Source organism: Chimaeribacter californicus, from assembly GCF_002858675.1.
Classification (GTDB): Bacteria; Pseudomonadota; Gammaproteobacteria; order Enterobacterales; family Enterobacteriaceae; genus Chimaeribacter; species Chimaeribacter californicus.
In genome coordinates, this window is record NZ_PJZF01000002.1 from 240,675 (window position 1) to 266,414 (window position 25,740).

At 55.4% G+C, this 25,740-nt stretch carries 24 protein-coding genes and 1 other annotated feature; of the genes, 8 read left to right on the forward strand and 16 right to left on the reverse strand.

Annotated elements, in window-relative coordinates; all coding sequences use genetic code 11:
* Window positions 1–162: 162 nt before the first annotated feature.
* A complete protein-coding gene (dnaJ, locus tag CYR55_RS04090) occupies window positions 163–1,299 on the reverse strand; it encodes a molecular chaperone DnaJ (protein WP_101814882.1) in 1,137 nt (378 codons plus the stop codon).
* A 129-nt stretch (window positions 1,300–1,428) separates the two neighbouring features.
* A complete protein-coding gene (gene dnaK, locus CYR55_RS04095) occupies window positions 1,429–3,336 on the reverse strand; it encodes a molecular chaperone DnaK (RefSeq protein WP_101814883.1) in 1,908 nt (635 codons plus the stop codon).
* Window positions 3,337–3,647: 311 nt separating this feature from the next.
* On the opposite strand from dnaK, the gene satP reads away from it, so the two are divergent.
* Entirely contained in the window at window positions 3,648–4,214 is a 567-nt protein-coding gene (gene satP, locus CYR55_RS04100; RefSeq protein ID WP_101814884.1) for an acetate uptake transporter, read from the forward strand.
* A 92-nt stretch (window positions 4,215–4,306) separates the two neighbouring features.
* Here satP and CYR55_RS04105 read toward each other — a convergent pair whose 3' ends face one another.
* From CYR55_RS04105 to tal, 3 genes are all read right to left on the reverse strand, one after another.
* A complete protein-coding gene (locus tag CYR55_RS04105) occupies window positions 4,307–5,614 on the reverse strand; it encodes an MFS transporter (RefSeq protein WP_101814885.1) in 1,308 nt (435 codons plus the stop codon).
* Window positions 5,615–5,731: 117 nt separating this feature from the next.
* Window positions 5,732–6,319 (reverse strand): molybdopterin adenylyltransferase, encoded by a 588-nt coding sequence (gene mog / locus CYR55_RS04110; protein ID WP_101814886.1) that lies wholly within the window; start codon window positions 6,317–6,319, stop codon window positions 5,732–5,734.
* Between the two features lie 117 nt (window positions 6,320–6,436).
* Window positions 6,437–7,390, reverse strand: a complete 954-nt coding sequence (tal, locus tag CYR55_RS04115) for a transaldolase (RefSeq protein WP_101815023.1) — start codon at window positions 7,388–7,390, stop codon at window positions 6,437–6,439.
* A gap of 293 nt (window positions 7,391–7,683) precedes the next feature.
* On the opposite strand from tal, the gene CYR55_RS04120 reads away from it, so the two are divergent.
* Both CYR55_RS04120 and yaaA read left to right on the forward strand, forming a co-directional pair.
* Window positions 7,684–9,108 (forward strand): alanine/glycine:cation symporter family protein, encoded by a 1,425-nt coding sequence (locus tag CYR55_RS04120; RefSeq protein ID WP_101814887.1) that lies wholly within the window; start codon window positions 7,684–7,686, stop codon window positions 9,106–9,108.
* Between the two features lie 84 nt (window positions 9,109–9,192).
* Window positions 9,193–9,975 (forward strand): peroxide stress protein YaaA, encoded by a 783-nt coding sequence (yaaA, locus tag CYR55_RS04125; protein ID WP_101814888.1) that lies wholly within the window; start codon window positions 9,193–9,195, stop codon window positions 9,973–9,975.
* Between the two features lie 79 nt (window positions 9,976–10,054).
* Here the strand turns inward: yaaA and CYR55_RS04130 are convergent, their stop codons facing one another.
* Entirely contained in the window at window positions 10,055–12,163 is a 2,109-nt protein-coding gene (locus CYR55_RS04130; RefSeq protein WP_101814889.1) for a glycoside hydrolase family 18 protein, read from the reverse strand.
* A 502-nt stretch (window positions 12,164–12,665) separates the two neighbouring features.
* On the opposite strand from CYR55_RS04130, the gene CYR55_RS04135 reads away from it, so the two are divergent.
* Together CYR55_RS04135 and CYR55_RS04140 are read left to right on the forward strand one after the other, a co-directional pair.
* Window positions 12,666–13,106, forward strand: coding sequence for a winged helix-turn-helix domain-containing protein (locus tag CYR55_RS04135; protein WP_241522074.1), 441 nt, complete (start codon window positions 12,666–12,668; stop codon window positions 13,104–13,106).
* 25 nt (window positions 13,107–13,131) lie between these two features.
* Window positions 13,132–13,677, forward strand: coding sequence for a glycoside hydrolase family 108 protein (locus tag CYR55_RS04140; protein WP_101814890.1), 546 nt, complete (start codon window positions 13,132–13,134; stop codon window positions 13,675–13,677).
* A 57-nt stretch (window positions 13,678–13,734) separates the two neighbouring features.
* On the opposite strand, the gene CYR55_RS04145 is transcribed toward CYR55_RS04140, so the two are convergent.
* From CYR55_RS04145 to CYR55_RS04175, 7 genes are all read right to left on the reverse strand, one after another.
* Entirely contained in the window at window positions 13,735–14,067 is a 333-nt protein-coding gene (locus CYR55_RS04145; RefSeq protein WP_101814891.1) for a phage holin family protein, read from the reverse strand.
* Window positions 14,068–14,303: 236 nt separating this feature from the next.
* Window positions 14,304–15,236: a LysR family transcriptional regulator gene (locus tag CYR55_RS04150; protein WP_101814892.1), complete on the reverse strand. Its 933-nt coding sequence runs from the start codon at window positions 15,234–15,236 to the stop codon at window positions 14,304–14,306.
* Between the two features lie 197 nt (window positions 15,237–15,433).
* Entirely contained in the window at window positions 15,434–16,723 is a 1,290-nt protein-coding gene (gene thrC / locus CYR55_RS04155) for a threonine synthase (protein ID WP_101814893.1), read from the reverse strand.
* A 3-nt stretch (window positions 16,724–16,726) separates the two neighbouring features.
* Window positions 16,727–17,656: a homoserine kinase gene (gene thrB, locus CYR55_RS04160; RefSeq protein WP_101814894.1), complete on the reverse strand. Its 930-nt coding sequence runs from the start codon at window positions 17,654–17,656 to the stop codon at window positions 16,727–16,729.
* Window position 17,657: 1 nt separating this feature from the next.
* Window positions 17,658–20,117, reverse strand: a complete 2,460-nt coding sequence (thrA, locus tag CYR55_RS04165; RefSeq protein ID WP_101814895.1) for a bifunctional aspartate kinase/homoserine dehydrogenase I — start codon at window positions 20,115–20,117, stop codon at window positions 17,658–17,660.
* A gap of 25 nt (window positions 20,118–20,142) precedes the next feature.
* Window positions 20,143–20,261 (reverse strand) — a sequence feature (Thr leader region).
* Entirely contained in the window at window positions 20,200–20,268 is a 69-nt protein-coding gene (thrL, locus tag CYR55_RS04170; protein WP_101815025.1) for a thr operon leader peptide, read from the reverse strand. (Overlaps the previous feature by 62 nt.)
* Window positions 20,269–20,485: 217 nt before the next feature.
* A complete protein-coding gene (locus CYR55_RS04175; RefSeq protein ID WP_101814896.1) occupies window positions 20,486–21,172 on the reverse strand; it encodes a tRNA/rRNA methyltransferase in 687 nt (228 codons plus the stop codon).
* Between the two features lie 654 nt (window positions 21,173–21,826).
* Between CYR55_RS04175 and arcA the strand changes: the two genes are divergently transcribed.
* Window positions 21,827–22,543, forward strand: a complete 717-nt coding sequence (arcA, locus tag CYR55_RS04185) for a two-component system response regulator ArcA (protein ID WP_072928659.1) — start codon at window positions 21,827–21,829, stop codon at window positions 22,541–22,543.
* Between the two features lie 65 nt (window positions 22,544–22,608).
* Here the strand turns inward: arcA and creA are convergent, their stop codons facing one another.
* The gene (creA, locus tag CYR55_RS04190; RefSeq protein WP_101814897.1) at window positions 22,609–23,085 is read right to left on the reverse strand and encodes a protein CreA; all 477 of its coding nucleotides are present in this window, start codon (window positions 23,083–23,085) and stop codon (window positions 22,609–22,611) included.
* Between the two features lie 207 nt (window positions 23,086–23,292).
* Between creA and robA the strand changes: the two genes are divergently transcribed.
* The gene (gene robA, locus CYR55_RS04195; protein WP_101814898.1) at window positions 23,293–24,159 is read left to right on the forward strand and encodes an MDR efflux pump AcrAB transcriptional activator RobA; all 867 of its coding nucleotides are present in this window, start codon (window positions 23,293–23,295) and stop codon (window positions 24,157–24,159) included.
* Here robA and gpmB read toward each other — a convergent pair.
* Window positions 24,156–24,803, reverse strand: coding sequence for a 2,3-diphosphoglycerate-dependent phosphoglycerate mutase GpmB (gpmB, locus tag CYR55_RS04200; protein ID WP_101814899.1), 648 nt, complete (start codon window positions 24,801–24,803; stop codon window positions 24,156–24,158). The two genes, robA and gpmB, sit on opposite strands and share 4 nt — an antisense overlap.
* A gap of 52 nt (window positions 24,804–24,855) precedes the next feature.
* Here gpmB and yjjX point away from each other — a divergent pair, with 52 nt between their 5' ends.
* The gene (gene yjjX, locus CYR55_RS04205; protein WP_101814900.1) at window positions 24,856–25,389 is read left to right on the forward strand and encodes an inosine/xanthosine triphosphatase; all 534 of its coding nucleotides are present in this window, start codon (window positions 24,856–24,858) and stop codon (window positions 25,387–25,389) included.
* Here yjjX and trpR read toward each other — a convergent pair whose 3' ends face one another.
* Window positions 25,390–25,719 carry a trp operon repressor gene (trpR, locus tag CYR55_RS04210; protein ID WP_101814901.1) on the reverse strand — a complete coding sequence of 110 codons (330 nt, stop codon included), beginning with the start codon at window positions 25,717–25,719 and terminating at the stop codon, window positions 25,390–25,392. It abuts the gene before it with no gap.
* Window positions 25,720–25,740: the final 21 nt, after the last annotated feature.

Below are 25,740 nucleotides of genomic sequence, written 5' to 3' on the forward strand. Positions count from 1 at the left end.
GGTTACGCATTTCCACTTATCGTTAAAAGCAGCTTTTTAGACATCTTTGATTCGGGATAACCGAAGTAAATAAATAAACAAAAGGCGGGCGGGGTGACATAACAGATAAAAAAAACCAGATGACATGTCATCTGGTTTTTTTAAGCAAATAGCGAGACGCGGTTAGCGGGTCAGGTCATCGAAGAACTTTTTCACGCCGTCGAAGAAGGATTTCGACCGCGGGCTGTTGTTCTCACCGGACGGCCCGCCGAGGCTGTCTTCCAGCTCACGCAGCAGCTGTTTCTGTTTTTCGCTCAGGTTAACCGGCGTTTCAACCACCACACGGCACAGCAGGTCGCCCTGCGCACCACCGCGTACCGATTTCACACCCTTGCCGCGCATACGGAACAGCTTACCGGTCTGCGTTTCAGACGGGACTTTCAGCTTCACGCGGCCATCCAGCGTCGGGACTTCAATCTCCCCGCCCAGGGCAGCCATCGCAAAGTTGATCGGCACTTCGCAGTAGAGGTTATTGCCTTCACGCTCAAAGATCGGGTGGGCCTTAACCTGCACCTGAACGTAGAGATCGCCTGCCGGCGCGCCGTGCTCCCCGGCTTCACCCTCACCCGCCAGGCGGATACGGTCACCGGTGTCCACGCCAGCCGGAATTTTCACCGACAGCGTTTTGGATTTCTCTACCCGGCCGTGGCCGTGGCAGGTGTTGCACGGATCTTTAATGATCTGGCCGCGCCCCTGGCAATGCGGACACGCCTGCTGCACCGTGAAGAAGCCCTGACGCATCTGCACCTGGCCGGCACCGTGACAGGTCGGGCAGGTCACCGGGGAGCTGCCCGGCTTCGCGCCGCTGCCGTGGCAAATGTCACACTCTTCCAGCGTCGGGATGCGGATCTCTTTGGTGACGCCGCGTACGGCCTCTTCCAGCGTCAGATCCATGTTATAGCGCAGGTCAGAGCCGCGGCTGGCACGCTGACGGCGGCCGCCGCCAAAGATGTCGCCGAACACGTCGCCGAAGATATCACTGAAGTCTGCACCACCGCCGCCGAAGCCGCCTGCGCCGCCGCCCATACCGCCCTGCTCAAAGGCCGCATGGCCGTACTGGTCATAGGCCGCACGCTTCTGGGCGTCCGTGAGGATCTCGTACGCTTCTTTGATCTCTTTGAATTTGGCTTCCGACTCTTTATCACCCTGGTTACGGTCAGGGTGATATTTCATCGCCAGGCGTTTATAGGCCTTTTTGATCTCACGCTCTTCCGCTGTTTTGGAAACGCCTAAAATCTCGTAATAGTCTTTCTTCGCCATTCTGTTGTCCTGCCCTCAACATGCGTGCACGGGCGTAGAGTTTCCCCGACGCCCGTGCCTGGTTATCAGCAGCAGTGCGATATTCCTGGTTTCTCCGGCCTCACCGCTGCTGTGCCCGCTTAAGGGCGATTATTTTTTGTCTTTAACTTCTTCAAATTCAGCGTCGACAACGTCATCTTCTTTCTTGGCACCGTCAGTTGCCTGGCCTTCAGCCGCACCGGCCTGTGCCTGAGCGACTTCCAGCAGCTTGCCGGAAACCTGCACCAGCGCCTGGATTTTCGCTTCGATGTCTGCTTTGTCTTCGCCTTTCAGCGCCGCTTCCAGATCTTTCAGGGCAGCGTCGATCGGTGCTTTGTCTTCCGCAGAGAGTTTGTCACCGGCTTCTTCCAGCTGCTTACGGGTGCTGTGCACCAGATGGTCAGCCTGGTTGCGGGTCTGAACCAGCTCTTCGAACTTACGGTCAGACTCGGCGTTGGCTTCTGCCTCACGCACCATTTTCTGCACTTCTTCATCGCTCAGGCCGGAAGAGGCTTTGATGGTGATCTTCTGCTCGCGACCGGTGTTTTTGTCTTTCGCCGAGACGTGCAGGATACCATCCGCATCGATGTCGAAGGTCACTTCGATCTGCGACATGCCACGCGGTGCCGGCTGGATGCCGTCCAGGTTGAACTGGCCCAGGGACTTGTTGTCCGCGGCACGTTTACGCTCACCCTGCAGCACATGGATGGTCACCGCGGACTGGTTGTCTTCCGCCGTTGAGAACACCTGGCTGTGCTTGGTCGGGATGGTGGTGTTTTTGGTGATCAGCGGCGTCATCACGCCACCCATGGTTTCGATACCCAGGGAGAGCGGGGTCACGTCCAGCAGCAGCACGTCTTTCACGTCACCGCTCAGCACGCCGCCCTGAACCGCAGCACCGATGGCTACTGCTTCGTCCGGGTTGACGTCTTTACGCGGCTCTTTGCCGAAGAAGTCTGCTACTTTTTTCTGCACCATCGGCATACGGGTCTGGCCGCCGACCAGGATCACGTCATTGATCTCGGACACAGAGAGGCCGGCATCCTGCAGCGCGACTTTCAGCGGCTCAATGGAGCGTGCCACCAGATCTTCTACCAGCGACTCGAGTTTGGCACGGGTCACTTTGATGTTCATGTGTTTCGGGCCGGTCGCGTCTGCAGTGATGTACGGCAGGTTCACGTCGGTCTGCTGTGCAGAAGAGAGCTCGATCTTCGCTTTCTCTGCCGCTTCTTTCAGGCGCTGCATGGCCAGCGGGTCGTTGCGCAGGTCAAGGCCCTGGTCTTTTTTGAACTCATCCACCAGGTAGTTGATCATACGGCTGTCAAAGTCTTCACCACCCAGGTGGGTGTCGCCGTTGGTCGCCAGCACTTCAAAGGTTTTTTCGCCGTCAACGTCATCGATTTCGATGATGGAGATGTCGAAGGTACCGCCGCCCAGGTCATAGACTGCGATGGTACGGTTGCCCATGCCTTTGTCCATGCCGTACGCCAGTGCGGCTGCGGTCGGTTCGTTGATGATACGTTTGACTTCCAGGCCCGCGATGCGGCCGGCGTCTTTGGTCGCCTGACGCTGTGCATCGTTGAAGTAAGCCGGGACAGTGATAACCGCTTCAGTTACCGGCTCGCCCAGGTAATCTTCCGCCGTTTTCTTCATTTTCTTCAGCACTTCAGCAGAGATCTGCGGCGGTGCGATTTTCTGGCCTTTTACGTCGATCCAGGCGTCACCGTTGTCTGCGCTGATGATCTGGTAAGGCATGATGCCTTTGTCGCGCTGGACTTCTTCGTCCTGGAAGCGACGGCCAATCAGGCGCTTGATCGCAAACAGGGTGTTTTGCGGGTTAGTGACAGCCTGACGTTTAGCCGGTTGACCTACCAGGGTCTCACCGTCCTGCGCGTAAGCAATGATAGAAGGCGTGGTACGGTCGCCTTCGCTGTTCTCCAGCACGCGAGCCTGAGTGCCGTCCATGATTGCCACACAAGAGTTGGTTGTACCCAGGTCGATACCAATAATTTTGCCCATCTAAACGTCTCCACTAAATATTCATATTCGATCAGGTTGCTAATAGATATGCGGGCGGTTTTTTGGTTTTCAACGCCCGATATGTCCGGCTTGCCCGCGATTAGCAACTGCGGTTGCAAATAAGATGGGGCCAAGCGCGACGGCATCAAGGGGGAAAGATGAAAAAAAAATGCGTTTTCCTCCTTTCCGGATCAATGTTTGCCCATTTGCCGCTGATTATGATGGCGCGCCTTGCACCGATAAGGCAGTTATCGGGGCTTTTTTCCCGTTTTCAAATCCGGCCACTTACTCTTTTGTGATGCAGAGGACTTATGCACACCACGCACTACGCCAACCCTGCCCCCCTGGGGCTGATGGGGTTTGGTATGACCACCATCCTGCTTAATCTCCATAATGCGGGCTTTTGCGACCTGACGGCCGTTGTCCTGAGTATGGGGCTGTTTTTCGGCGGTCTGGCGCAGATCCTGGCCGGGTTGTTGGAGTTCAAAAAAGGCAACACCTTCGGCATGACGGCCTTTACCTCGTACGGCGCATTCTGGCTGAGCCTGGTGGGGATTCTGTTGCTGCCGCGGCTGGGGCTGGCACAAGCCAGTGACGGCGAGACCTTAGGCGGCTACCTGGCGCTGTGGGGCGTCTTTACACTGTTTATGTTTTTCGGCACGTTGCGCGCCAGCCGGGTGATGCAGTTTGTGTTCGCCAGCCTGACGCTGCTGTTTGCCCTGCTGGCTGTGGGCAATATCACCGGCAATGCCGGGTTGCTGCGGATAGCCGGGTTTGAAGGCATGGTATGCGGTGCAAGCGCCATCTACCTGGCGATGGCCGAGGTGCTGAAAGAGCAGCTGGGGCGCACGGTGTTGCCCATCGGCGAACCGGCCTGACCTAAAAAAAGCCCTGTGATACAGGGCTTTTTTCTTCTACTCCACTTTTTTCTACTCTGCTTTCTTACACTCCACTTTCTTACACCCCACGCTTAACGCTCCTGCGCCAGCGCAACCGGCTTTACGCCCTGCGGCGAATGCCGGTTCAGCACCAGCCCTACCCCCACGCCCATCGCCGCCAGGGCCAGCACATAGTAGGCCGGGGCCATCGGCGTCAGGGCCATCAGTAACGTGACACAAATCGGCGTCAGCCCGCCAAAAATGGCGTAGGCCACATTATAAGAGAAAGAGATACCGGTAAAACGCACCTCGGCCGGGAAGGCCCGCACCATGATATACGGCACCGCACCGACTACCCCGACGCTGAACCCGGCCAGCGTATAGGACGCAAACAGGGTCGGCACATCCGCAGAAGCGAGATGGTAGAACGCCCAGCACCCGCCGCCCAGCAGCAGGCAGCCGCCGATCAGCGTCTTGCCGCCGCCAATGCGGTCCGCCAGCGCCCCGGCCACCACACAGCCCACCAGCAAGGCCACCGTTGCCAGGCAGTTCGCCTGCAACGCCAGCGCCGCCGGGATGCCCAGCTGTTTTTGCAGGTAAGTGGGCGTCATCAGGATCACCACCACAATGCCCGCCGAGAGCAGCCAGGTCAGCAGCATGCTGATCGTCAGCCCGCGTTTATGTTGGGTGAGCACGGTTTTCAGCGGCAACTGTTGCGCCAGCGCTTTGCGTTGCTGCATTTCAGTGAACACCGGCGTCTCTTTCAGCCAGCGGCGCAGGTACATCGCCCCCAGGCCAAACAGGCCGCCGAGGAAGAACGGAATGCGCCAGCCGCCCTGCGCCAACGCCTCAGGGGTTAGCCAGGTATTCAGCAACGCCGCGACCAGCGACCCTAACAAAATACCGGCGGTCAGCCCGGCCGTCAGCGTGCCGCAGGCAAAGCCGGTGCGCCGGTGCGGCACATGTTCCGCCACAAACACCCAGGCACCCGGCACCTCACCACCAATCGCCGCACCCTGTAACATCCGCAATAACAGCAGCAGCAACGGCGCGGCAATGCCGATCGTGGCATAAGTCGGTAACAGCCCCATCGCCAGCGTCGGCAGGGCCATCAGCAGGATGCTCAGGCTGAACATCTTTTTACGCCCGGCCTTGTCACCAAAATGGGCCATGACAATGCCGCCCAGCGGGCGCGCCAGATAGCCGGCAGCAAAAATGCCGAACGTCTGCACCAGCCGCAGCCACTCCGGCATCTGCGCCGGAAAGAACAGATCGCCAAGGATCGCCGCAAAGTAGACAAAGATAATGAAATCGTAGAACTCCAGCGCCCCGCCAAGGGCAGCCAGGGAGAGGGTTTTGAAATCTTGCCGGTTAAGGCGACGGGTATCTTCAGGGATCATAATTAACCACGCGAATCAGTGTAAACATTGCCGACTGTCTGTAAAGTTAACATGACTATATCGGCAATTTATTTACACACCAGCGCAGAGGCAGCTTATGACAGAAAAGGCTGAACTTCAGCTTTTTGTTTCGCGAATGGCATTTTTAGGGCGAAAAGCTGCTGTCACCGCCGGGTCGGTTTCGATGTAAGGCCCGTCCAGCAATTGTATGCAGTAAGGCACACTGGCAAAGATGCCGTGTACAACTACCTTTCCAGTTTCATCTTTCAGCCCTTCCAGCGTCTCCTGAATAGACTTCGGCTGGCCCGGCAGGTTAATGATCAACGCCTGCTTACGGATCACCGCAACCTGCCGCGACAGGATGGCCGTCGGCACAAAATTCAGGCTGATCTGGCGCATCTGTTCGCCGAAGCCCGGCATCTCGCGGTCAGCCACGGCCAGCGTCGCATCCGGCGTGACATCACGGCGGGCCGGGCCGGTGCCGCCGGTGGTCAACACCAGGTGGCAGCCGCTCTCATCCACCAGCTCGCACAGGGTCTGCTCAATCAGCGTCTGCTCATCCGGGATCAGGCGGGTTTCCACCACAAACGGCGAGGTCAGCGCCGTCGCCAGCCAGGCCTGCAGGGCGGGAATGCCCTTATCCTGATAAACCCCGCTGGAGGCGCGATCGGAGATCGATACCAGACCAATGCGTAATGTATTCATTCTTCACCTTTTCACACTTGCTCACTGTTCGCTTCAGTATACGAATTCTGCCCCGGCTGCGATCCTTCCGGCATAAAAAAAGGCGGCCGGAGCCGCCTTTTCTGCGCTTTGCCCGCCTTACAGCAGGTCAGCGATCATTTTTTCCAGTTTTTCCTGATCCGCGGCGAATTTGCGGATGCCGTCCGTGAGTTTTTCCACGGCCATCGGGTCGCTGTTGTGCTGCCAGTAGAACTCAGACTCGGTCAGCGGTTGCGGGCGATCCTTGATCTCACCGGTGTAGGAGAGTTTACGCTCCAGCGTGCCTTCGCTTTCCGCCAGCTCTTTCAGCAGCGCCGGGGCGATGGTCAGGCGGTCACAGCCGGCCAGTTCGATGATCTCACCGATATTACGGAAGCTGGCACCCATCACCACGGTGTCGTAGCCATGCTCTTTGTAATATTTGTAGATTTCGGTCACGGACACCACACCCGGATCTTCCTGGGATTCGAACTCTTTTTTCTCACCGTTGGCTTTGTACCAGTCGAGGATACGGCCGACGAACGGGGAGATCAGGTAGGCACCGGCTTCGGCACAGGCGCGCGCCTGGGCGAAGGAGAACAGCAGCGTCAGGTTACAGTTGATGCCGGATTTTTCCAGTTGCTCAGCAGCACGGATGCCCTGCCAGGTGGAGGCCAGTTTGATCAGGATACGATCGTTGCTGATGCCCGCATCGTTGTAGAGTTTCATCAGGCGCTTGGCCTTGGCCACGCTCGCCTCGGTGTCATAAGAGAGACGCGCATCCACTTCGGTGGAGATCCGGCCTGGGATCAGCTTCAGGATTTCAAGGCCGATGTTCACGGCCAGCTTGTCGGACGCATCCATGATTTGCTGATCGTGATCGTTGCTCTGGTCACGGGCCCAGGCAATGGCTTCTTCAATCAGTTTGCGGTATTCAGGGATTTGAGCGGCGTTCAGAATCAGGGAAGGGTTAGTGGTAGCATCTTGCGGCTGATAAAGCTTCATCGCTGCGATGTCGCCGGTATCCGCAACCACGGTAGTCAGCTGGCGCAGGGCAGTCAGTTTATTGGTCATGTTGGCTTTTCTCATAGGATGGGTATTCATGGAGGCCGGGCGGCCTTGCCGTTGCCTGATAATACCATGCAACAGAGGCCGCGCAAGGCACGATCTGGGCGAAAACCTCACCCATTCCTACACCTCGCCACCCGGCAAAAATGGCACCGGAATTCAAGCAGATCCGGCCAATGGTTCTGACAGGCAGCGCCGTACGGTTCGTGGTAAAGTCGCGGTGAACGTCAGGTTTTTACCGATGCCACGTTAACACCATGGCCGGGTCGCGCATACGCCCGCCCGCAATGAGGGCCTTCATGACAGAACTGATGGATTTTCTTAACGCCCTGCTCTGGGACTCCATTCTTATTTATCTGCTGATCGGTGCCGGTCTCTATTTTACCTACCGCACCGGCGGCTTGCCGCTGCGCCACTTGCCGGAGATGTTCCGGGTGCTGAAGCAGAGCCGTACGCGCCTGCCGGGCAGCCTCTCCGCCTGGCAGGCGTTGTGCCTGACGCTGGCCGCACGCGTCGGGGCAGGTAACCTCGCCGGGGTAGCCGTGGCGATCAATACCGGCGGGCCGGGTGCCATTTTCTGGATGTGGGTAATGACCTGGCTGAGTATGATCACTGCGCTGGTGGAGAGCACGCTGGCCCAACTCTATAAAACCCGTGACAGCCGCGGCCAGCTGCGCGGTGGCCCTGCCTGCTATATGGAAAAAGGGCTGGGGATGCGCTGGCTGGGGGTGGTTTTCGCGCTGCTGCTGATTTTTGCTTTTGGTTTCGCGTTTAACACCGTGCAGGCGGGCGCGGTGGCGGCAGCGAACCGTTATGCCCTGCACTGCCCTCCCCTGCTGCTGGCGCTGGGCCTGTTGCTGCCCGGCGGCCTGGTGCTGTCGGGCGGGTTGCCGCGCATTGCCCGCTGCTGTGCCCTGCTGGTGCCGCTGATTCTGTTGCTCTACCTGGCCCTGACCCTCTGGGCAATGGCGACCCATCTTTCTGCCTTGCCGCAGGTGTTCCTCGCCGTTTTCCGTGGCGCGTTCGGTACCGAGCAAGCCGCAGCGGGGGCCATGGGTTACGGCATCTCCCAGGCGATGACCCAGGGTGCCCAGCGCGGGATGTTCTCTAATGAGGCGGGGCTCGGCACCGCGCCCAATGCAGCGGCTTCTGCCCAGCCGGTGCCGTCGCACCCGGTTTCCCAGGGGTATATGCAGATGCTCGGCGTGGTAGTGGACACCCTGATGATCTCCAGTGCCACGGCCATGATTATGCTGCTGGCCGGTTCCCCGGGGCGTGACCACCCGGCACACGGCATCACCCTGACGGCAGAGGCTTTTGCGGCGTTTTCCGGGCTGTGGGGCGCCCCGGTGGTGACGCTGGTGGTCTTCCTGTTTGCCTTTACCGCCATGCTCGCCAACTACGCGTATACCGAAAATAACCTGCTGTTTTTGACCCGCCAGCGCCCGGCAGGCCTGGTTCTGTTGCGCGCGCTGGTGCTGCTGGCGGCTGCGGCGGGCATTATGTGGGATGCCGGGTGGATCTACCCGCTGGCGACCATCGCCACGGCGCTGATGACCCTCACCAACCTCACCGCATTGCTGCTGCTCTCCGGGGTGGCGTTCACGGTTATCAAAGATTATCACCGCCAGCGCCAGATTGGCCGGGAGCCGGTATTTAATGCCGCCCACTTCCCGGCCCTGCGCAAACAGCTCACGCCCGGCATCTGGGAGCGCGAAGGCTGACATGGCGCGCCCTATCAAACTCATCGCCCCTTTTTACGCAGGCATTTGGTAAAGTAGCGCCCGGAAAACAGAGGATCGCCCGTTATGTTGATGATTATTTCACCCGCCAAAACGCTGGATTATGAAAGCCCGCTGGCGACAACCCGTTATACCCAGCCGGCGCTGCTGGACCACAGCCAGATGTTGATCGAACGCTGCCGGGCGCTCACCCCAGCGCAGATTGCCAGCCTGATGAGCATCAGTGACAAGCTGGCTGACCTCAACGCCGGCCGTTTCCAGAACTGGACGCCGGCCTTCACGCCGGACAATGCCCGTCAGGCACTGCTGGCGTTTAAAGGCGATGTCTATACCGGGCTGGAAGCACACACCTTCAGCGAACAGGAGTTCGACTTTGCCCAGCAGCATCTGCGGATGCTTTCCGGCCTGTATGGGCTGCTGCGCCCGCTGGATCTGATGCAACCTTACCGGCTGGAGATGGGCACGAAATTGGATAACCCGCGCGGCAAAGATCTCTACGCCTTCTGGGGGGAGATCATCACACAGTCGCTGAACTCAGCGGTTGCTGCACAAGGGGATAATGTGGTGGTGAACCTGGCGTCGGATGAGTATTTCCGGGCAGTGAAAACGAAAAATTTGCAGGCGGACATCGTGAAGCCGGTGTTTTTGGATGAGAAAAACGGCAGTTATAAAGTGATCAGCTTCTATGCCAAAAAGGCGCGCGGGCTGATGAGCCGCTTTATTATCACCCGGCAGCTGACGCAACCAGAACAGATCAAAGCGTTTGATCTGGAAGGCTATCGCTTTGATGAGGCGCGCTCGCAGGGCAATGAATACGTGTTTACCCGCGCCCAGCAGGATGCGAAATAGGCCCAGCAGGATGTGAAATAGAGAGAAAGAAAAAGCCGGGCAGATGCCCGGCTGAAGATGTACGCATAAAAGTATGCACTTAGTAGGTGCCTTTCGCCACCCATGGAAGGCCGGAACCGGTGCCTCGCGCGGTGCCCGGTTCATCACCCTGGGTCCACCAGGAGGCCTGGTAGTTGGTGCCTTTCCAACTGACGGTTTCCCCACCGCTGTAAGCCTTGGTTTTTTCCCACAGGGCATAAGGGGCGGCCCCGGCCGGGGTTTCCGGTTCGGCGGGGGTTTCCGGTTCGGCAGGGGTTTCCGGTTCGGCCGGCGTGACCGGGGTTTCTTCCTCTTCTTCGGTTTCTTCTTCCTCAAACCCGGCAGCGACCACCGTCAGGACAAAGGTCTCCAGCGTTGAGCTGGCGTTTTTGCTGTCGGTCACTTCCAGAGAGAAGGTGAAGCTCGCCTTATCCACCACGTTCGGTACGGTGAATTCCAGCGTCGAAGCGGTTTTGTCCGCCACGGCGACCGCGGCCGGAACCGTCCACAGGTAGGTGATCTCATCATCATCCGGATCGTGGGAACCCGCCCCGCTCAGGCGCACTCTCGAGCCACCTTCCACCTGAAGATCAATCGCCGCCACCGGTGCACGGTTCTCAGCGCCGGTTTCCTCTTCGTCCTGCTCTGGCTCATCCGGCACGGTGCCGCTGACGTTGATGCCCTCGAAATAGAACGGGGACATATCGATCACTTTTTTACTGATGCTGCACCCCAAACCTTCACGCGCAGCGTTGACCAGCACGCCGTTATCCTGGTCGATAGTCCAGGTAAACAGCGCGCCCAGCCCTTTTTTGGTCACGTATTCGCCCTTGGCTTTCACCGAGCGCGGCGTTTCGCACGACATAAAGAGTTTGGTTTTTTTGTTATACAGGTAATCGGCATTCGCCACCTGATCGGTATACACATCAAAACCGTTGCGGCCACGCTGGTTTTCCAGATCGATATAGTTATAGATCAGGTCATACCATTCGGTGGTGCCGCTCTCAAACGATCCGGTGGTGGTTTTGCCTTCCTCGGGTTTATAGCTGCCTTTCAGCGGGGAGAAGCTATCAATCTGGGCGTTCTGCCCATTGCGGGTATAGGCTGCATACCCGACATTGATACGGTCACTTGGGAAACCTTCGGCAATCAGGTAATCGACGATGGTGTCGACTCCCAGTTCACCCTTTTTCAACGCATGCAAATTGGTATGGTGAGCCAGCGTCTCTGCCCATGGCGTACCGAAAAAGTCATAGGTCATGACGTTGATGGAGTAGAGCCCGGCATTCAGCAAAGCTTTGACATTAGAATGGCCAAGAACGCTGACCACCGCAGAACTGGCGATACTGATTTTCACATCAGAACGATTGATGGCGGCGAACTCTTTTTTCAGCTCCGCAATCAGTAAGGCGTAATTTGGGCCATCTTCCGGGCCGTGTGGGTTACCGTTCCCCGCATTGTTCGGATACTCCCAGTCAATATCCACTTCGCTGAACATCGGGAAACGTTTAAACAGGCTGGCAGTGCTTTTGGCAAAGGTGCTGCGCCCCGCCGCAGTTTTCGACATATTGTGAAAACCATTACTCAACGTCCAGCCGCCGATGCTCAGGGAAAGCACCAGGGTATGCCCCTGTGCCTTGGCTTTTTTCTGCAGATCGCGTAACCCGCCTACTACCCCTTTAGCATTGGCCTGAGTCAATGAGGTCAAAGACAGCTCCACCCAGCCCGGATTATCCAGCCCGCAGTTGGTCGATGACGCAAAATCACCCCATGGATCAAGGAAAGCGACTTCATTCTCTTTTTTATTGGCTTGCTGCGCCGCATTAGCCACAGTTTGTCGCTTTTCACCCTGGTCACCAACAATACCGATAAACCCTAAAATAATTTTGTCATAGGCAGTGGGGGAAACATTCGCTAAGTCATACCCACGGCCACGCGCTGCAATCCCTGTGGATCCTCCACTCTGTAACCGGCCGTCATACTGTGACCAATCCGTATAATAACCGAATACTTTAGGTTTATTCGTCGTATTATATTTATTGTAAACGGGTTTAGTAACCCTGGCTGAGGTGGTGCTGTATTTAATCGTTTCGGTTGCCGGGTCAAAACCATCCATCTTATAGGACTGATCTGTCAGATCATCAGACTGAATAAGTTTACTTGTCGCCATTTTATTTACCTTATGTAGTGTGAGAAAACATCAAACAGCATTGCGCTGTGGACGTTATTTTTCGCTCTGCGCGCCACGAAAACAAATCACACCACATCAAATTTATTATGTGAACAATCACTCACCCAGATAATAAAGTTTCCCACATGTATTGAGAAAACAAAAATCCGCTCACCATCATTGCCAGACCGCATTTCCCCGACATCATTTACCTATCAGCCCCGAAGGAAACATTAATTTTCCTGTTCTTAGGCTGACATATTATGTTACGCCCAAAAACATAATTATCGCGATAAATCGGGCTAAAAAAATATAATTTGAGTAAAACTCAAAAGGGTTTTTAGTAAAACTTAAAAAGGGTGGTTTTTATTGAAGTGCTCCACAGAATAAAATAAACGACAATGTTTTACCCCTCTCAGAACTAGATTATTGTGCAAACGCAATTACGCTTTTAAAAGTCCACCCGTTCCTGCAATGAACGTAACACATAAGAGAGCTTAATATGATGAGCAACTATCTTCTGAATAAGATGTGTATTTTCAATGAGAATGCTAAAGAACTGAAATTAGTAGACAGTGATGTCATTATAAAGCTCACGTCCATGCGGGCTCGCTGCCTCAGCTATATCATTGAACATGCCAATGAAGACGTGATTGAAAAATCCTCGCTTTCACAGGCGCTCTGGGGAAAACGCAGCCAATTTGCAAGTGATGCGAGTCTGACCCAAACGCTCTATTTAATCCGCAAAGATCTCAAAACCCTGGGGCTGGATGACTTTTTTATTACCGTTCCGCGCTCCGGCATCCGGGTCAATGACACGGTACAGATAGAGAAAATAGAAAAAGCGCCGGAAGTGGTTTATCACCGGAAAGGCCTTTATCTGACCAGCGGTGCCCTGATTCTGTTTTTAATTGCGCTCGGCACCCTGTTCTTCCTGTATTAGACGAATATGAACAAGGGGAAACCTTATGTTTACCAACCCTGTGATTAATAGCATCATAGAAAGAGAAGGACATTATGTTGATCACCCTCATGATAAGGGTGGCCCGACATGCTGGGGCATCACTGAAGAGGTCGCCCGTAAGCATGGCTACATGGGGGATATGAAACACCTCTCTAAAGAAAAAGCCTATATGATTCTGGAGGATGACTACTGGCGGGCACCGGGGTTTGACAAGGTGCATGACATAGCGCCGATCCTCGCGCTGGAGCTGTGTGACACAGGAACGAATATCGGGACAACTCTCCCGGTTAAATGGTTGCAGCGTTGGCTGAATGCATTTAACAACCAACAAAAATATTACCCCGATATTACGGTAGATGGCAGGTTAGGCTCAAAATCGTTCTCCGCGCTGACAAGCTTCCTTAAAAAAAGGGCCCCGCACGGTGAGAACGTGTTAATAACCTCAATGAATTGCAGTCAGGGAAATTACTACCTGGAATTGGTAGAGAAAAGGGAGAAGAATGAAGCGTTCATTTATGGCTGGATAAGCACACGGGTGGCATTGATCTAATTGTGATAAAAAGGAGAACATCCTGTTCTCCTTTTTAGCCATTTTTTACTGCTTCTCTTATTTACTCATTACCGCATTGCCGCCGATGATGTTTTTAATGCGTTCCCCTGCCGCGGTTAACAGCGTACCGGAAAATGCCCCGCCCAGCCCCGCCATCATGATAATCATATGTGAGCTTAACCCGCGTTCCAACCCCAGCACACTCAGAATAAAGCCGCTAAAGCAGGAGACAACCACCTGGGCAATACAGCGACGCACCAGATTTTCCTTGGATAAGCCATCTTTTTGCAGCAGGACGCGGATAATACCGCCCCAGGATGCCATAATAAGAATGACCAGCAGTAATTCAAATTCCATAAAAGCAAAGTTCTCGACCATGGTCGTGTTCATGATATATACCTCGTTGAGTCATTAAAAGGGAGTTGTTTTGCTGGAAACGATTCTAGGCCCCCGCCTCTGCGGCAGCAAATCATTCAGGCTCTCGTTTTATATATGACACCTGGCTGAAAATAATTATATGTTAGACCTCCCTCAAGCGAACATGTGATTAACCTGCGAAGTCATTACTCTCGTATTTTTTAACAAAAGGGTAAAAGAGGAATGTTTAACGGCAACTTAAATCAATATTAAATGGCTTTTAATTTTGAAAGCAGGGTTTCAATCGTTGAATGGTAAGCAGAATTAACATAATGATTAGCGTAAACATTAACTGGGTAAGGCTCTAATTCCGGAGGAAGTGTCAGTATTGCCAACTTCTTTTTTTCTTTTTCTATCAAAAAGTGGGCAATAACCTCAGGAACAATCGCAATCATATCACTCTTTTCAATAGCATTGATAATACCGTTAAAGCTGTTGGAACGATAAGTAATTTTGCGCTTTCCCCGGAACTCATGGTTAATATGCATAAGGCTGCCTAATAAAGTGGTGTCCATATCGGAGATTTCCCCATTCAGGCCTGCATGTGGCAGTGCATAATAGTTTGCCAGCGTCATGGCGTGATTCGCTGCCAACAGGTGATCTGACCGGCAAATGGCAACAAACTTTTGCAGGCTATTTATTTTTTCCGATACTATTGACTCATGAACCAGTGGCAAAAATGTTAATGCCAGGTCACTTTTATTTTGCAGAAGGCTATCGGTTAATTCAAACTCATCCTGATTAATCAGGGTATAAAAAACGATATTATTTATCTGTAAATATCCCTGATCAATTAATTGAGAGATGTAATAGGTCTCAGTAAAATCTGATCCGGTTATCCGCAAAAATTCTAAATGATTCTCCTCCTTTTGATAGACTTCAATTATATTATCAACTATATCAATAGCCTGCCTGAATGACCGGTTAATTTCCAGGGCAGAGGGTGTAGGCTTAAGACCGGTGCCGGTCCTAATGAACAACTCCTGACCAAAATGCTTTTGCAGGCGACTCAGAGAAAGGCTGACGGCGGAAGTGGAAAGGTTCAAACGCTTTGCGGCTTTAGACGCGCTCCCTGCGGCAATGACCTCATCCATAATTCGGATAAGGTTGTAGTCGAATAACGGGGAACGTCTTTCTTTCATTGCTGCCTCATGAGCGTTTTAGGCACGTTATCACTTTAGATATCGCTACATCCCTCTCCGGGTAAAATAACTTAGCCTAACTCACCTAAAAAGATTTAAAGTTACGAAGTTTGTGGCAGGCAAAAGTTGGTTAATTTTTATGTATAAAAAAAGGCCATTAAAAAATGGCCTTTTTCTGAAAAGAGAGAGGGGAAATTTTATGCAGGAATTGTCAGTAAAAATTCTCTTATTTTCAGGTAGTCAGCAGGCAGGTTGTGTGACAATAAATCCTGCCCGGCACGGGCGGCTAACGCCTGTGGCAAATCCAGTTCTTTTCCAAGAATCGCCTCAACACTTTCTTTGAATTTTGCCGGGTGCGCCGTTCCCAGGAACAGGCCGAATTCACCCTCCTGCAGTTGATCACGTAATAAACGGTACGCGATGGCGGCATGCGGTTCAGAAAGATATCCCTTTTCATCCAGCTCACGCAGGGTATCACGGGTGGTTTCATCATTCACCGCACCAAAGCCCAGCTCCTTCAGTTGCCAGGTTTTACGGCGGAACAACTCTTCTACCCGCGGCCAGTTATTTGGCTGGCTGACGTCCATCGCGTTCGACAGCGTGGCCACCGTGGTTTGCGGCTGCCATGCGCCCGCTTGCAGGAAGCGCGGCACGGTGTCGTTGGCGTTGGTGGCAGCAATAAAACGTTTGACCGGCAGGCCCAGGGATTTCGCCAGCAGCCCGGCCGTCAGGTTGCCGAAGTTGCCGCTCGGCACTGAGACCACCAGTTGGTTGCGTGCTTCTTGCGGCAGCTGGGCCACCGCTTCGAAGTAGTAGCAGATCTGCGCCAGCAGGCGGCTGATATTGATGGAGTTGGCAGAGTTAAGGCCGAGGCGCTGTTTCAGCTCTTCATCATCAAACGCCTGTTTCACCAGCGCCTGGCAGGCATCGAAATCGCCCTCTACCGCGACGGTGTGGATGTTGCCGCCCAGGGTGCAGAAGAGCTTCTCTTGCAGCGGGCTGATTTTGCCGCGCGGGTAGAGGATAACGACCCGCACGTTCTCCATGCCATAGAACGCATGGGCAACGGCGGCGCCGGTGTCGCCGGAGGTGGCGGTCAGAATGGTGACCGGCTGGTTGCCGGAAACCAGCGCCAGCATCTGCGCCATGAAGCGGCCGCCAAAATCTTTAAAGGCCAGCGTCGGGCCGTGGAACAGCTCCAGCGCAGCGATGTCCTCTTCTACCTTGACCACCGGGGCCGGGAAGGCGAAGGCCTCACGTACCCGGGCTTCCAGCGTGTCAGCCGGGATCTCATCGCCGATAATGGCCGAAAGGATGCGGGCGCTGCGGGTAACGAAATCCAGATCCAGCAGGCGATCGATCTCTGTCAGTTCAAATTCAGGCAGTTCCAGCGGGAAAAACAGCCCCTGCTGTTTGCCCAGCCCCTGCTTGACCGCCTGGGCGAAGCTGACTTGTTCGTTATGATCCTTCAGGTTGTAGAGTTTCATGTCTTATCCTAATTGTCGTGCGCCGGTGGTATCCAGACGGCATATATGAACAAAACCTTCATCATTTTGCAGGTAATGGTTTTGCAGCCATTCCGCCATGCGTTTCGCGGTGGCGGCCTCATTGCATACGGCAAACAGTGTCGGGCCGGACCCGGAGATCCCGCAGGCCAGCGCACCGATGTCTCCGGCGGCTTTGCGCGCCTCGGCAAAGCCGGGCAGCAGGCGTGTGCGGTACGGTTCGGCGATCACATCGTTCATCAATTTGGCCGCCAGCAGCGGCTGGCGGGTATGGCAGGCGTGGATGAACCCTGCCAGGTAACGCCCGTGGCTGATGCAGTCCTGCCGGCGATACTGGGCGGGCAGAATGGCGCGCGCCTCCGCGGTGGAGACTTTAATGCCCGGGTAGGCCATCACCCAGAACCAGTCATCAAACGCCGGCACCGGCTGGCTGATAATGCCGTCCGCTTCCAGCATCAATTGCAGGCCGCCCAGATAGCAGGGTGCCACGTTGTCATAGTGCACGCTGCCGGAGATACGCCCTTCCAGCTCACCCATCAGGGAGAGCATGGTGGTTTCGTCCAGCGGGCGGTCACAGAATTCATTCATCGCCATCAGCCCCGCTACCACGGAGCAGGCGCTGGAGCCGAGGCCGGAGCCGATCGGCATGTTTTTTTCCAGCGTCATCGCCACCGGGATCTCCCGGCCGATGGCCTGGCAGAAACGCTGCCAGCACTGGTAGACGATATTCTCTTTCGGGTCATCCGGCAGTTTGCTGACGAAACGCCCCTCATTACGCAGACTGAATGTGGCGGCCGCCTCAACGCTGACGCAGTCGCCCAGCAGGGTGCCGTCCACCGGTGACACGGCCGCGCCCAGCACATCGAAGCCTACGCTGACGTTCCCGATTGACGCCGGTGCATACACCTTAACCATATTAAACCCCCAACTTCCATGACAGTGTGCGTAAAAGATCTGCAAAGACACCGGCGGCCGTGACATCGTTCCCGGCCCCGTAACCCCGCAGCACCAGCGGCAGCGGCTGGTAGTAACGGCTGTAGAACGCCAGGGCGTTTTCACCGTTCTTCACTTTAAACAATGGGTCGTTGCCGTCAACGGCCGCGATTTTCACTTTGCAGCGCCCCTCTTCTATCACCCCGACGTAACGCAGCACTTTCCCGGCGTCACGCGCGTCCGCCACCCGGCGGGCAAACGCCTCATCCAGCGAGGGCAGGCGTTGCAGGAAGGTGGCCACGTCGCCCTGGCTGTCAAAGGTGGGCGGCAATACTGACTCCACCTCTATCTCATTCAGCTCCAGCGTATACCCGGCCTCACGCGCCAGGATCAGCAGCTTGCGCGCCACATCCATGCCGGAGAGGTCGTCACGCGGGTCCGGTTCGGTATAGCCCATCTCTTTTGCCTGCAACGTCGCCGCAGAGAGTGACATGCCGTCGTCCAGCTGACCGAAGATAAAGGAGAGCGAGCCGGAAAGAATACCGGAGAAGCGGGTAAGTTCATCGCCCGCATTGAGCAGGTTTTGCAGGTTTTCAATCACCGGCAGCCCCGCCCCGACGTTGGTGTCGTAGAGGAACTTACGGCGCGAGCCCTGTGCGGCCTTGCGCAGCTGGTGGTAGTAATTCATCGACGAGGTGTTGGCCTTTTTGTTCGGCGTCACCACGTGGAAACCATCGGCCAGGAAATCGGCGTATTGGTCAGCGACTTCCTGACTGGAGGTACAGTCCACTATCACCGGGTTCAGCAGGTGATACTCTTTCACCAGCCGGATCAGGCGGCCCAGGTTGAAGCTCTCCTGCGCGGCACCCAGCTCATCGCGCCAGCTCTCCAGCGCAATGCCGTGCACGTTGGTCAGCATCGCGCGGGAGTTGGCAATGCCGCAGACCCGCAAATCGATGTGTTTCTGTTTCAGCCACGCCTGCTGGCGGTGGATCTGCTCGATCAGCGCGCCGCCGACCCCGCCCACGCCAATCACAAACACTTCGATTACCTGATCGGTGTTGAACAGCATCTGATGGCTGACGCGCACGCCGGTGGTGGCGTCATCATTATTGACGACCACGGAGATAGAACGCTCGGAGGAGCCCTGCGCAATCGCCACAATATTGATGTTGGCACGCGCCAGCGCCGAGAAGAATTTGGCCGAGATGCCGCGCAAGGTGCGCATTCCGTCGCCGACCACTGAGATCACCGCCAGCCGCTCCATCACATCCAACGGTTCCAGCAGGCCATCTTTCAGCTCCAGATAAAATTCATCCTCCAGCGCTTTGCGGGTACGCGCCGTGTCGCTCTGCGGCACGCAGAAGCTGATGCTGTATTCCGACGAGGACTGGGTGATCAACACCACCGAGATGCCGGCGCGGGACATCACAGCAAACACGCGCGCCGCCATGCCGACCATGCCTTTCATGCCCGGCCCGGAGACGTTGAACATCGCCATATTGTTCAGGTTGGTAATGCCTTTGACCGGGTTGGCCTCATCATGGCTGTCACCGCCAATCAGCGTGCCCGGTGCCTGCGGGTTGGAAGTATTTTTGATAAGGCACGGGATCTGGAACTGGGCAATCGGCGTAATGGTCCGCGGGTGCAGCACTTTGGCACCAAAATAAGAGAGCTCCATCGCCTCCTGGTAGGACATCGACTTCAGCAGGCGGGCGTCCGGTACGGTGCGCGGGTCACAGGTGTAGACGCCGTCAACATCGGTCCAGATTTCACAGCAGTCGGCGCGCAGGCAGGCGGCCAGCACCGCCGCGGAGTAGTCTGACCCGTTGCGGCCCAGCACCACCAGCTCACCCTTCTCATTACCGGCGGTAAACCCGGCCATCAGGATGATATGGTCAGCGGGGATAGCCGCCGCAGAGATCCGCAGGGTGGACTCGGTGATATCCACGGTAGACTCCAGGTAGTGCCCCTGCGCCAGCAGCTTCTCGACCGGGTTTATTACCGTGACCGGGAAGCCTTTCGCGCGGAACACCGCCTCCATGATCGCGATGGAGAGTTTCTCACCCAGGCAGATGATCGACGCATTGACGCTGTCAGGGCACTGCCCCAGCAGCGCGATGCCGTGCAGTTTCTGCTTCAGCTGAGCGACTTCCTGATCTACAAACGCTTTCACCCCGGCCAGATCAAAGCCCGGCTGCGCCTGTGCCAGCCCGGTGAGCAGCTCAGAGAAAATACGCTCGGCATCGCTGATATTTGGCTGGATATCCTGCCCTGCTACCGTCTTTTCCACCATCGCCACCAGGTGGTTGGTGATCTTCGCCGGTGCAGAAAGGACGGTGGCGACTTGTCCCTGACGTGCGTTACTTTCCATGATGTCGGCCACGCGCAAAAAGCGTTCCGCATTCGCTACCGAGGTCCCGCCAAATTTCAGCACTCGCATTTCTGGTTTCTCCTGAATTTATGCCGAAAAAAAAGCCCGCACTGTGAGGTGCGGGCTTTTTTCTTATTTTTTCCTGTACGCGTCAGCCCGCCCCGTTACCTGTGGTATCGGTGGTGGTAATAATTGTGGTGTTCAGGCTGATGTGTCGCATGGAGTCTGTCTGTCCGATTTATCTGTCTCCCCTATTAGCTAAAGCAATCGCCCTTGCAAGTCAAATTATTTCTCCCGGCGGGGCCGGAAACCGCGACGTGGCCTGCAAACCGTTCTCACTGCAAAAATACGCTTCATCCAGCATATCGCTTTATGCGTGCAGACCATGCAGACGATCGCACTGCCTGATACGCGCCGGGCAGAAGAATCCTCAGCACTCAGTCAGCGAGTTTTTTTTCAATGTCATGCAACAGACGATGCAGCATCGCGGTGTCGCGCTGTGACACACTGCCCAGCCGCTGGTTGATCCAGTCCACCATTTTATGGTCCTGCTCACAGCCCAGTTGCGGCAACAGATACAGCGCCCGGCGTCGCAATGCGGCCAGTTGTCCCGGCTCAGCGGCGGGGGCTACCGCCTGCGCCTGCTGATGCAGGGCAGAAAGTTGGTAGCAGTAGACCATCACCGCCTGCCCCAGGTTCAGCGATGGGTAATCCGCCTGCATCGGCACACCGGTCAGCAGATCCGCCAGCGCCAGTTCCTCGTTGGTCAGCCCGGAATCCTCACGGCCAAACACCAGCGCCGCGTGGTGGATCCACTGCTGCTTTTCCTCCAGCTGCGCCTGAAGCTCCTGTGGTGTGCAGTAGTAGTGATAGTGCGAGCGGCTGCGCGCCGTGGTGGCGATCGTCAGGTCAATGTCCGCCAGTGCGGCCTCCAGAGTGGGGTAGTGCCGGGCATTGTCCAGGATCTCCGTGGAGCCGTGGGCGACCCAGGCCGCCTCCGGCTGCTGGTGGGCGTTGCTGTCAACAATACGCAGTGACGTGAACCCCATCGTCTTCATGGCGCGGGCTGCCGCGCCGACATTTTCGGGGCGGGCAGGTGAAACTAAAATAATATGCAGTTGCATGGCAGACTCAACAGACCAAAAAAAGAGAAACGTTCATTACTTTACCTTGCCGGTGTGATGCTGGCCAGTTACGCTAATTTTACAGTACATTAACATAAAAGGCAGGCGCATTTTCTCCGGCTAATAGGCAGAATTATCAGCTTCATGATTAAAAAACTTTAAGTTATAACATTGGTTTATTTATGCGCATCAAATTTTTATAAATCAAACGGATATACTTTTATTTTTTCATAGATATTTAATATTAATTGCCCCCATTAATCATCATTAAAAGCATAGGAATAATCGATAAAGTGTGACTGAACCCGGCATTCTACGAAGTGTTTATCACCAATCTGTTAACGTGCTACAATTGAATTTGATATATGTCAACAAAGCGTAGTTTTGTTGGGTGGTAAATTCGATACACACTGTTATATTGCTGTTAATGGGGCTAGGATGTGCGCCTCTTTTGGTTCCCTGGCGCGGTTAGCGTATCTTCCCCAACCAGACTGGCGATGTTGTTGACGTTGATGGAAAGTGCATCAAGAACGAGTTTACGTACTTTAGTCGGGCAGTAAGGTGAGTTGACGGTCAGTGCCGCAGACAGCTCCATGAGAACAAAGACTTCTGTACTTCCTATTTTCTATTTGTTGGCAATTTTAGGTAGCAAACATGCAGACCCCGCAAATCCTGATCGTCGAAGACGAGTTGGTCACTCGTAATACATTAAAGACCATTTTTGAGGCCGAAGGCTACCTGGTCTATGAGGCCAATGACGGTGCGGAGATGCACCAGATCCTGTCTGAAAATGACATTAACCTCGTTATCATGGATATCAACCTGCCAGGGAAAAATGGCCTGTTGTTAGCCCGTGAGCTTCGCGAACAGGCGAGTGTCGCCCTGATGTTCCTGACCGGCCGTGATAATGAAGTGGATAAGATCCTGGGCCTGGAGATCGGCGCGGATGATTACATCACCAAACCGTTCAACCCACGCGAACTGACTATCCGCGCCCGTAACCTGCTCTCCCGTACCATGAACCTGGCGAGCACCGGTGAAGAGCGCCGTCTGGTAGAGAGCTATCGCTTCAATGGCTGGGAACTGGACATCAACAGCCGCTCGCTGATAAGCCCGCAGGGCGATCACTATAAGCTGCCGCGCAGTGAATTCCGCGCCATGCTGCACTTCTGCGAAAACCCGGGCAAGATCCAGACCCGCGGTGAGTTGCTGAAAAAAATGACCGGCCGTGAGCTGAAACCGCACGACCGTACGGTGGATGTCACCATCCGTCGTATCCGTAAGCATTTTGAGTCCACGCCGGATACACCGGAAATCATCGCCACCATTCACGGTGAAGGTTACCGTTTCTGTGGTGATCTGGAAGAATAAGTCCAGGAAGCGTCACCCTCTGCCGTACACAAAAAAGCCAGCGCATGCGCTGGCTTTTTTATGGGTTATCGCCCGCCCCACGGGATAATCGGTACAGCACTCAGGGCATTTTTTGGCGAGCCGTCCACCACTTTGTCTGAATAGGTCAGGTAGATCAGGGCATTTCGCTTTTCATCATAGAAACGCACAACCTGAAGCTTCTTGAAGATCAGCGAGGTGCGCTTCTGGAACACCACGACGCCTTTATCCTGCGTCTGTTTGACTTTATCGCTCAGCTCAATCGGGCCAACCTGCTGGCAGGAGATGGCCGCATCAGAGGTGTCCTCCGCCAGGCCCAGTCCGCCTTTGATCCCGCCGGTTTTTGCCCTGCTGATATAGCAGGTGACATTTTTGACGTCCGGATCATCGAAAGCTTCCACCACAATTTTGTGGTCCGGTCCAAACAGCTTAAACACGGTATCCACTTCCCCGACCTGTTCAGCCTGCGCAACGCCCATCCCGCCTAACAGCAGACTGCAACAAATTAACCAGCTTATTTTCATTTACTTACTCCCTTTTAACATAAAGTAATGTGGTCGGCTTCTCACTGCCATTTCGACACCGTGCTCACAAAAACAGATCATTCTCTACATTTTTACCCTGCAATAGCACGTGCGGGCAAAAAATTCTCCAGAAGTGTTAACCTGAAAATGTTGCTATCATGCGGCGTCAAATTAGTTGCGCCAATCTTAGTTCAATGAGGACGATCCATGGATCAAGCCGGAATTATTCGCGATCTGCTTAGCTGGCTGGAAAGCCACCTTGATCAGCCGTTATCCCTTGACAATGTGGCAGCCAAAGCCGGGTATTCCAAATGGCACCTGCAACGTATGTTCAAGGATGTTACAGGGAATGCGATTGGTGCTTATATCCGTGCACGTCGTCTTTCCAAGGCAGCGGTCGCGCTTCGCCTGACCAGCCGCCCGATCCTTGATATCGCCTTGCAATACCGCTTCGACTCCCAGCAGACGTTTACACGCGCCTTCAAAAAGCAGTTTGCCCAGACGCCGGCGCTCTATCGCCGCGCGGAAGACTGGCACTCTTATGGCATCTGCCCGCCGATCCGGCTCGATAACCTGCCGCTGCCGCAACCGGAATATGTTTCCCTGCCGGAGCAACACCTGGTGGGCCTGACGCAAAGTTATACCTGCACCCTTGAGCAGCTCTCCACCTTCCGTACCGAGTTGCGCTCGCAATTCTGGGGCCAGTTCCTGGGCCAGGTCTCTGCCTTGCCGCCGGTACTGTATGGTTTGCACCATTCACGCCCGAGCCAGGAAAAAGATGATGAGCAGGAGGTGTTTTATACCACCGCCCTGTTGCCGGAGCATGTGCCGGAGAGCGTACAGGAGGGGCAACCGGTGATGTTGCAGGGCGGCGAGTACGCCATGTTCCATTACGAGGGGCCGACCAGCGCCTTCCAGGACTTTATCCTGATGCTGTACGGCACCTGTCTGCCGTTGCTGAAAATGACCCGCCGCAAAGGCTACGATATTGAGCGCTTCTACCCGAAAGGCGATCTGGCCACACGCCCCCTCAAAGAAGTGGCGTGTGATTACCTGATCCCGATCCGGCGTTAACGCTGGAGTTCATCCAGGGCGGGCAAGTCCAGATGGGATACATCGCCCGCACTCTCTACAATCCAGCCTGGCGCCAGCCACGGGCTTTGCTGATGATCCACGCGGGAAATTGAGCAGTTGCGCAGCCGCAACCGGCGTTCTGCATAGGGCGGTAAGCCGATGATGGTGCCCAGCAGGCAGCCCAGCGCAATACCGTGGCTGACCACCAGCGGCACGCTGCCTGCCGGCAATGCCAGCAGGCTGTCGAGCGCCTCACGCACCCGCGCGCCCAGTTCCGTCATCGACTCGCCTTGCGGAATGCGGCCATCCGGCGTGCCGTCTACCATCTGCTTACGCCACGTCTCCTCTTCAGCCGTCAGGCTGTCGATCTCCCGCTCCTCCAGCACGCCCATGTGCAGTTCGCGCAGGCGCGGTTCAAGGATAACCGGGCAGCCACAGGCATCCGCAATAATCTCTGCGGTGCGGCGGGCGCGGCCCAGATCGCTGGCCACCACATGGGTAATGCCGAGCGACTGGGCGCGCTGCGCCACCTGCCGGGCCTGCAGCTCACCCTTAGCAGTTAATGCGCTGTCTGACTGCCCCTGAATGCGGCGCGCCGCATTCCATACGGTTTCGCCGTGGCGAACAAGATATACCTGTAGCATGAGTGTTTTCCGTTATACTGCGTGAAATTTACCAAAGGATGCTGAAATCTTTATGTATCACGTGGTCGCCGCAACAACTAATCCCGCCAAAATCGAGGCTGTCCAACTGGCTTTTGAAGACATTTTTGGTGCGGGTACAATCCGTGTTGAAGGCATAGAGGTCGACAGCGGAGTGCCTGCCCAACCTATGGGTAATCTGGAAACCCGCACCGGGGCGCGTCACCGGGTGATTGCAGCCCGTCAGGTTCGCCCGGAAGCGGATTTCTGGGTCGGTATTGAAGCCGGGATTGAAGAGGAGATGACCTTCGCGTGGATGGTGATCGAAAACATGCACCAGCGCGGGGAATCACGATCTGCCAGCCTGATGCTGCCGGAGATTATCCTGCAGGCGATCCGCCAGGGCAGCGAACTCGGGGATGAAATGGCCAAACTCAGCGGCATTGCTGATGTAAAACGCCGGGGCGGTGCCATCGGCCTGTTTACCGCCGGGGTGCTGAGCCGCACCCGCGTTTACCATCAGGCGCTGGTGCTGGCACTGGCCCCGTTCCATAACGAGGTCTACCAGCAACGCCGCCGCACGCACTGATCAGGCCGGGCCGTCGAGCAACTGTTCGGTCAGCCACTGTTTAAGCTCAGGCGTGGCGCTTTTCAAACTGTTGGAGCCTCGGGTAATGGTCGCGATGCCGACCCCCAGCTCCCCTTTCAGCTCACGCTGGCTCAGTTCGCCCCGCATCAGTTCTTCAATAATCCGTAGCCGTGTGCCCAGCGAGGTGCGCTCGTCAGGGGTCAGGAACAGCTGCAACAGCTGCGGGTGCCGGTTTTCGGCAAACGCCTGCTGAAGCAGCGCGACAAAACGCAGCCAGTCTTCATTGCCTTGTTGGGAAAGAGCCGGGTCGTTAAGGATTAATTGCGCCATAATCTGCTGCCATACTATTTA

What these genes read in the sequence shown, in the direction of transcription:
- dnaJ (WP_101814882.1), bottom strand. Translation starts at nt 1,299, where the DNA reads ATGGCGAAGAAAGACTATTACGAGATTTTAGGCGTTTCCAAAACAGCG.
- dnaK (WP_101814883.1), bottom strand. Translation starts at nt 3,336, where the DNA reads ATGGGCAAAATTATTGGTATCGACCTGGGTACAACCAACTCTTGTGTG.
- satP (WP_101814884.1), top strand. Translation starts at nt 3,648, where the DNA reads ATGCACACCACGCACTACGCCAACCCTGCCCCCCTGGGGCTGATGGGG.
- CYR55_RS04105 (WP_101814885.1), bottom strand. Translation starts at nt 5,614, where the DNA reads ATGATCCCTGAAGATACCCGTCGCCTTAACCGGCAAGATTTCAAAACC.
- mog (WP_101814886.1), bottom strand. Translation starts at nt 6,319, where the DNA reads ATGAATACATTACGCATTGGTCTGGTATCGATCTCCGATCGCGCCTCC.
- tal (WP_101815023.1), bottom strand. Translation starts at nt 7,390, where the DNA reads ATGACCAATAAACTGACTGCCCTGCGCCAGCTGACTACCGTGGTTGCG.
- CYR55_RS04120 (WP_101814887.1), top strand. Translation starts at nt 7,684, where the DNA reads ATGACAGAACTGATGGATTTTCTTAACGCCCTGCTCTGGGACTCCATT.
- yaaA (WP_101814888.1), top strand. Translation starts at nt 9,193, where the DNA reads ATGTTGATGATTATTTCACCCGCCAAAACGCTGGATTATGAAAGCCCG.
- CYR55_RS04130 (WP_101814889.1), bottom strand. Translation starts at nt 12,163, where the DNA reads ATGGCGACAAGTAAACTTATTCAGTCTGATGATCTGACAGATCAGTCC.
- CYR55_RS04135 (WP_241522074.1), top strand. Translation starts at nt 12,666, where the DNA reads ATGATGAGCAACTATCTTCTGAATAAGATGTGTATTTTCAATGAGAAT.
- CYR55_RS04140 (WP_101814890.1), top strand. Translation starts at nt 13,132, where the DNA reads ATGTTTACCAACCCTGTGATTAATAGCATCATAGAAAGAGAAGGACAT.
- CYR55_RS04145 (WP_101814891.1), bottom strand. Translation starts at nt 14,067, where the DNA reads ATGAACACGACCATGGTCGAGAACTTTGCTTTTATGGAATTTGAATTA.
- CYR55_RS04150 (WP_101814892.1), bottom strand. Translation starts at nt 15,236, where the DNA reads ATGAAAGAAAGACGTTCCCCGTTATTCGACTACAACCTTATCCGAATT.
- thrC (WP_101814893.1), bottom strand. Translation starts at nt 16,723, where the DNA reads ATGAAACTCTACAACCTGAAGGATCATAACGAACAAGTCAGCTTCGCC.
- thrB (WP_101814894.1), bottom strand. Translation starts at nt 17,656, where the DNA reads ATGGTTAAGGTGTATGCACCGGCGTCAATCGGGAACGTCAGCGTAGGC.
- thrA (WP_101814895.1), bottom strand. Translation starts at nt 20,117, where the DNA reads ATGCGAGTGCTGAAATTTGGCGGGACCTCGGTAGCGAATGCGGAACGC.
- CYR55_RS04175 (WP_101814896.1), bottom strand. Translation starts at nt 21,172, where the DNA reads ATGCAACTGCATATTATTTTAGTTTCACCTGCCCGCCCCGAAAATGTC.
- arcA (WP_072928659.1), top strand. Translation starts at nt 21,827, where the DNA reads ATGCAGACCCCGCAAATCCTGATCGTCGAAGACGAGTTGGTCACTCGT.
- creA (WP_101814897.1), bottom strand. Translation starts at nt 23,085, where the DNA reads ATGAAAATAAGCTGGTTAATTTGTTGCAGTCTGCTGTTAGGCGGGATG.
- robA (WP_101814898.1), top strand. Translation starts at nt 23,293, where the DNA reads ATGGATCAAGCCGGAATTATTCGCGATCTGCTTAGCTGGCTGGAAAGC.
- gpmB (WP_101814899.1), bottom strand. Translation starts at nt 24,803, where the DNA reads ATGCTACAGGTATATCTTGTTCGCCACGGCGAAACCGTATGGAATGCG.
- yjjX (WP_101814900.1), top strand. Translation starts at nt 24,856, where the DNA reads ATGTATCACGTGGTCGCCGCAACAACTAATCCCGCCAAAATCGAGGCT.
- trpR (WP_101814901.1), bottom strand. Translation starts at nt 25,719, where the DNA reads ATGGCGCAATTAATCCTTAACGACCCGGCTCTTTCCCAACAAGGCAAT.